Below are 6,502 nucleotides of genomic sequence, written 5' to 3'. Positions count from 1 at the left end.
TATTCGTTTGGCATCCGGGAAATGTCTTTGTGGGCGGTGGCTAGGTAACTTTACTATCACGGAGGAATGTCTGCTGGTAGGTGTTTTTCAGTTTACCTGCAAACAACACCAATTAGATAGCTAGGGACTCCACCCGCCTTGAGAATGCCCAATATCCCTACAATCATCTCTAGGGAGCGCTCAACGCAAATCCCTACTAGTACTTCTGGACTGACTCCTAAAGTTTGCAGGTGGTGAGCTAATTGATTAGCACGGGCGTTTAACTGCTGGTAAGTCAACTGCTCTTTTTCAAACACCACTGCTATTGCATTGGGTGTCCGTGCCACCTGCGCTTCAAACAATTGATGGATACACTGGTCAGTAGGAAAATCTGCGTAAGTATCATTCCACTTGACGAGTAACTGCTGCCGTTCGTTTGCCGTCAGTATGGACAATTCCGATATTCGCCGTTCTGGATTAGCGGCAATTTCCTCTAGTATGGTCTGCAAATGCCCTAGCATCCGATGAATAGTAGTTGCCTGAAAGCGGCTAGTATCGTAGCTAATTCTCAAAGACAATTCTGATTTGGGAACGGCTACCACTGTCAAGGGATAATTTGTATGTTCAAAACATTTAAGATTACTAACTTCTAAAGTGTGATTTTCCTTCTGTCTGGAAGTATCTATTGGATAATTCTCAAACACCAACAAGCTCTCAAACAAGGGCAAACCTGGAGGAACTTCACTCAGTTGTTGAATTTCAAACAGTGGATTGTAGGAGTATTGCTCCCGTTCTACTTGCTGTGCTTGTAAATTCTTCAGCCAGGGTAAAAGTTCGGCTTCTGGTGAAACTTCTAACCGCACGGGTAGAGTATTGATAAATAGCCCCACCATCGATTCTACCCCTGAGAGTGTGGCGGGACGACCAGAAACAGTGGCTCCAAAGACCACATCTATTTCACCACTGTAGCGAGAAAGCAGAATCGCCCATGCTCCTTGTACCAAATTGTTGAGGGTTAAGTGATGCTGGCGAGCGAAGTCAGAGAGGACGGTTGTTATCTGGGTTGGTAATTTGAGATACTGCTCATCGTAGATTTGTTTTGGGTGGGAATTATCATTCACCAATCTATCAACTACTAAAGGAGTGGGGGCAGTAAAACCTTGAAGTACTTGCTGCCAAAAGCTCTTTCCTTTAGAGAGGTCTTTTTGCTGCAACCAAGTGATGTAGTCTCGATAGGGACGAGGTGGCTGTAACTGTAAGCGATCGCCTCTAATATTGGCATTATACAAGGTAAAGACTTCTTTGAGGATGATTGGCATCGACCAGCCATCACATAATAAATGATGATGACTCCAGACAAATTGATAATTGCCATCGCTTATGTGAATTAAAGCAAGCCGCATTAGTGGAGCTTTGTCAAGTTTAAATCCTTTGTGGCGATCGCTTGCCAAAAACGTCTCTAAGTTTTGCTGCTGTTCATCGGTCGTGAAATCACACCAGTTATACTCAAACCAAGGTAAATCGACTCGCTTGTTGACTATTTGTAGCGGCTTTTCCAAATCTTCCCAATAAAAAGAACTCCGCAAAATTGTGTAGCGATTTACCACTTGCTGCCATGCTTGTTGGAAAACTAGGACATTTAACTCGCCCTCAAGAGTACAAGTTAGCTGCTCAAAATATACCCATGAGTCTGGAGCGTAAAGGGTATGAAAGAGCATACCCTGCTGCATAGGCGAAAGTTCATATATATCTTCAATATCTTTATCTTTCACTGAACTACCTCCTGTTAGTTCTTTTGACTTCGGCAAGGAATTTATCAAGCTGTTTTTGGCTGAGTTTGGCGCCTGAAAAATCCGAAGGTGTATAGCCTCCAGCATCAGAGGTTTGGCAGTGGGCAATTAGCCTTTGCAACGCTTCTATATATTTAGAAGCCAAATTCTCAATAGTGGCTTGTTGATGAACTTTTTCACTGTAAGTCCAAGTCATTTCCAGCCTGCTTGAGCGAATAAATCCGCTCACTCCTAGCAGGTGGCTGCGTCTGCCAAGTTCGCTCTGTTGGGCTTTCATTTCTTTAGTCAAACCCAGTACCGACGATGCCAACATCACCCGATCAAACTGACCAAGGTAGTTAAAACTTACTTGTGCTGGAGGTAAAGCCTGTATTTGATGTGTCGATTCATCTTGTCGCAAATATCGCCATAGGCCATAACCAATGCCCCGATTAGGGATGCGCCGTAGTTGTTCTTTAACTGACTTTAAAGCTTCTCCTGGATGGTCAACTTCTTCTAGCTCTAAGCGAACGGGGATAATGGTGGTAAACCAACCCACAGTGCGCGACAAATCTACATCCTCAAATAAGTCTTCCCGTCCATGACCTTCAAGGTCAATGAGCAAGGAATGTTCTCCCGTCCATTGAGCAAAACTTTGCGCTAGGGCAGTCAAAAGCACATCGTTAATTTGAGTGTTATAGGCAGAGGGTACATCTTGCAACAGGGCGCGGGTCTGTTCTTCAGTCAAAGAAAGTGACACAGAAGCAGCTGAGGCTATGGTATCATCCTCTTTACCTGAAGGATAGTCTACTGGTAAGGTAGTAATGTTATTAGACTGATTCAACCAGTACTCTAGCTCATGTGTAACCGCTTCTGATTGCGCGTATTCTGTAAGGCGATCGCTCCAATATTGAAAGGAAGTAGTCTTGGATGGTAGTTTGATAGTTTCCCCACGGCTAATTTGTTGGTAGCCAGTAGCCAAGTCTTCGAGCAAAATCCGCCAAGAAATTCCATCTACTCCTAAATGATGGATGATGAACAGTAACCGACTAGGCCGATCCTTGCCTAACTGCAACAGTGCTATTTGTGCGATCGGCCCGGTGGATAGGTTTAAACTAGCTTGAAGTTCATTATCTACAGCCTTAATCGCTGTTTGTTGTTCTGCTGGCGACAGGTGTGACAAATCAATGACGCTGAACGGCACAACTTTCTGGGCGGCGTTAATCTGTTGCCAGTGTTCCCCTTCTTGCACAAACCGCAGACGCAGAGCATCATGATGTAGTAACAATTGTTGTACAACTTGCTGCAATTGCTCTGGTTTCACATCTGGTGGAACCTCTAGCAATGCTGATTGGTTAAAGTAATGAGGTTCCGGCAATTTCTGCTCGAAAAACCACTTTTGGATGGGTGTAAGCGCCACAGAGCCAGTTACTAACCCTTGTTCTGCTTTCACAGAGCGAGTCATGCCTGCCACGGTAGCTAACTCAGCAATAGTTTGGTACTGAAATAGCTGTTTTGGGGCAATTTGGATACCTGCTTGATTGGCACGGGAAACAATTTGAATGCTGACAATGGAGTCTCCGCCCAGTTCAAAGTAGTTATCGTGAATGCCGACTTTTTCTAATCTTAAGATTTCCGACCAAATCGCTGCTAATGTCTTTTCAGTGGTGGTACGGGGGGCAGTAAAGTTATCTTCTACCTTACGGGAGAGGTCAGGAGTTGGTAAGGCGTGGCGATCTACCTTATGGTTGGGAGTCATCGGCAGTGCTGGCAGCAGCATGAAAACCGAGGGAACCATGTAATTTGGCAGCTTCTCTTTAAGAAAATGGCATAGTTCATCGGCGGTCGGCTGCGGCTGGTGTGGAACGATATAAGCTACAAGCCGCTTTTGTCCAGGGATGTCTTCACGGGCAGTCACGACAGTTTGAAATACCTGTGGATGTTGACTTAGCGCCGTCTCAATTTCTCCTAACTCGATGCGGAAGCCGCGAATCTTTACCTGATCGTCAACTCGACCAAGATATTCCAGCGTGCCATCTGCTCGGAATTTTGCTAAATCACCTGTTTTGTAGAGACGAGTACAGGTTATATAAGGAACCGAAATTTGGATAAATTTAACAGCTGTCAGTTCAGGACGTTGCCAATAACCTCTGGCTAATCCGGCTCCGCCAATATGCAATTCTCCGGGAACTCCTATTGGCACTTTTTGCAGATGTCGATCTAAGATATAAACCTGAGCACTGCTAATAGGCCGTCCAATAGAAAGGTCAGTGGCTGCTGAGGAATTGAGGCGTTGTAGGGTTGTGGTAACTGTTGCTTCCGTTGGCCCGTATCCGTTAAATAATTCGGGTGACTGTGGAAAATGAGTAACACTGCTGTGCCAGTGCTTGACTTTTTCTAGTTGAGCTTCTTCTCCGCCAACAATTACTGTTTTAAGACATTTAGGAATCCGAGAGTCTTGGGGAATCAGGTCAGCTACTAACTGATGCCAGTAGGCTGTGGGAAAATTCAAGACAGTTAACTGCCATTCTCGACAACACCGCCAAAATTCGTCACTAGAGTGTAGCATCTGTTCGGTTCGCAGCACTAATGTCGCGCCGACTAATAGACTGGGAAAGATTTCTTCAATAGCCGTATCAAAACAGATGGAGGCAAATTGCAGCAGGCGATCGCATCCTTTAATTCCATATTCATGCGCGGCGGTTATGGCAAAGTTCGCCAATGAGCGATGTTCAATCATTACCCCTTTGGGTTTTCCTGTGGAACCAGAGGTGTAAATAATATAGGCAAGGTTGTCAAGTTGAACGTCACTAGTCGGGTTGAGTGTCCTGTGTTGAGCAATTACTGGCCAATCCGTATCTAAACAGATCGTTGTTTCCAACTGTTGTGGTAGTTTGTCCTGGAATTTTGCTTGAGTCAGCAAAATGTCCAGTTGCATATCTTCTTGAATGTAGACGAGTCGCTCTTTGGGATAGGCGGGGTCAAGGGGAACATAAGCACCGCCAGCTTTGAGAATGCCAAGTAAGCCGACAATCATCTCTAAGGAACGGTCAACGCAGATACCAACTAAGGTTTCTGGTTTGACTCCCAAACTTTGCAGATAGTGGGCTAGTTGATTGGCGCGATCGCTCAATTCCCGGTAGGTTAATTTTTGACCATCCTGCTCTATGGCTATAGCATTAGGCGTTAACTCCACTTGTGCCGCAAATAACTGGTGGACACATTCTCTAGAGGGATATTCCCTATTAGTCTGATTCCATGACTCTAGCAACTGCTCCTGAGTTGCTGTGAGCAACGGCAATTCTGAAACTCGCTGCTCTGGATTGAGAACAATTCCTCCTAGTAAAATTTGATACTGTTCTACCATTTGCTGGATTGTGGCAGCATCAAATAAGTCGGTGTTGTATTCCCAAATAACGGTGATTCCCTTCTTTGTGCCATGTTGCTGGGAATGTGGGATCAGCACGACATCCAAATCGAACTTTGCTGATTTGTTACTGAGGGCTACATTCGGGCTGATGTTCAAGCCTGGGAAACTCAAATCTGGCATTGGGGAATCATGGAAGCTGAACATCACTTGAAACAGTGGATTGTAGCTCAGATTCCGTATTGGCTTGAGAACTTCTACCACCTTATCAAAGGGCAGGTCTTCATTAGCAAACGCTTCTAGACTAACTTGGCAAACTCGACTCAGTAACTCCCGAAATGTGGGATTGCCAGACAAATCGGTGCGTAAAACTAGGTTATTGACGATCATACCAATTAACTTCTCTGTCTGGCGCATCCGTCGATTGGCAACAGCTGTCCCCACGCACAAATCGTCCTGCCCAGTGTATCGGTGCAGCATTACCAGAAAAGCCGCCAGTGTCGTCATAAATAAGGTGACACCCTCTTGACGGCTGAGAGCCATCACAGATTCACACAAGCTGCTGGGAAGCTCTACCCTAATTTGAGCGCCTTGGTATGTTTGTTCTAGCGATCGCGGGCGGTCTAATGGTAATTCCAACAAAGGTGAACTGCCAGATAACTGCTGCTGCCAATAGGCCAATTGGGCTTGGGCTTGTTGACTACACACCCACTCTCGCTGCCAATGGGCATAGTCCACGAACTGGAGCGGCAATTCCGGCAATGGGGAAGGATTACCCAAACAAAAGGCTTGATAAAGTTCTACAAACTCACTCAAGAATACATTATTAAAAGACCAGCCATCATGAACCATGTGATGTTCAATGTGGATTAATAGATGTTCTTGATCGCTCAGTCTCAACAATAACCACTTGACGAGTGGCAGCTGAGTTAAGTCAAAGGGCTTTTGTACTTCTGCTTCCAGCAGTCGTTGAGCTTCTGCTTCCCGCTCAGGCTCAGAAAATGTCTGGAGGTCTACTATTCTTAAGCTGATTAATTCGGCTGGGTGGATTACCTGAAATAATCGTCCATCTATTGCCGGAAAAGTCGTGCGGAAGATTTCATGTCGGCGCACTATCTCTTTGAGGCACTGTTGTAGTACTGTGACATCAAGTTGCCCCGTGAATCGCAGAGTTGCCTGAGCTTGGTAGGCACTACTTTCAGGAGCCACTTGTTGGATGAAGTATACTCGCTCTTGAGCAAAGGAGACAGGTAAGTTTCCTGCCCTAGCTATCTAATTGGTATTTTAGGGCTTGAGACTCAAGCACAGAGAGAATTTCTGTATGTTGATTGACCAAACCTTGTATTGCGGTAATTGGATCATGGTGAAGGCGATGTTTGCGTTGGCG

Annotated in this window: 2 protein-coding genes; both read right to left on the bottom strand. The window is 45.4% G+C overall.

Annotated features, from left to right (window positions below):
- Positions 1-92: 92 nt before the first annotated feature.
- On the bottom strand, positions 93-1,709 hold the full coding sequence (locus AC1F2U_RS34385) for a condensation domain-containing protein (RefSeq protein ID WP_480265218.1): 1,617 nt from the start codon (positions 1,707-1,709) through the stop codon (positions 93-95).
- Between the two features lie 46 nt (positions 1,710-1,755).
- Positions 1,756-6,324: an amino acid adenylation domain-containing protein gene (locus AC1F2U_RS34380; protein ID WP_480265217.1), complete on the bottom strand. Its 4,569-nt coding sequence runs from the start codon at positions 6,322-6,324 to the stop codon at positions 1,756-1,758.
- Positions 6,325-6,502 lie beyond the last annotated feature (178 nt).

This window comes from Nostoc sp. LEGE 12454 (genome assembly GCF_056620565.1).
This window is presented reverse-complemented; position numbering and strand designations above follow the sequence as displayed.

Excerpts from the sequence above, each read along its gene's own strand:
- AC1F2U_RS34385 (WP_480265218.1), bottom strand. The coding sequence starts at position 1,709 with ATGCAGCAGGGTATGCTCTTTCATACCCTTTACGCTCCAGACTCATGG.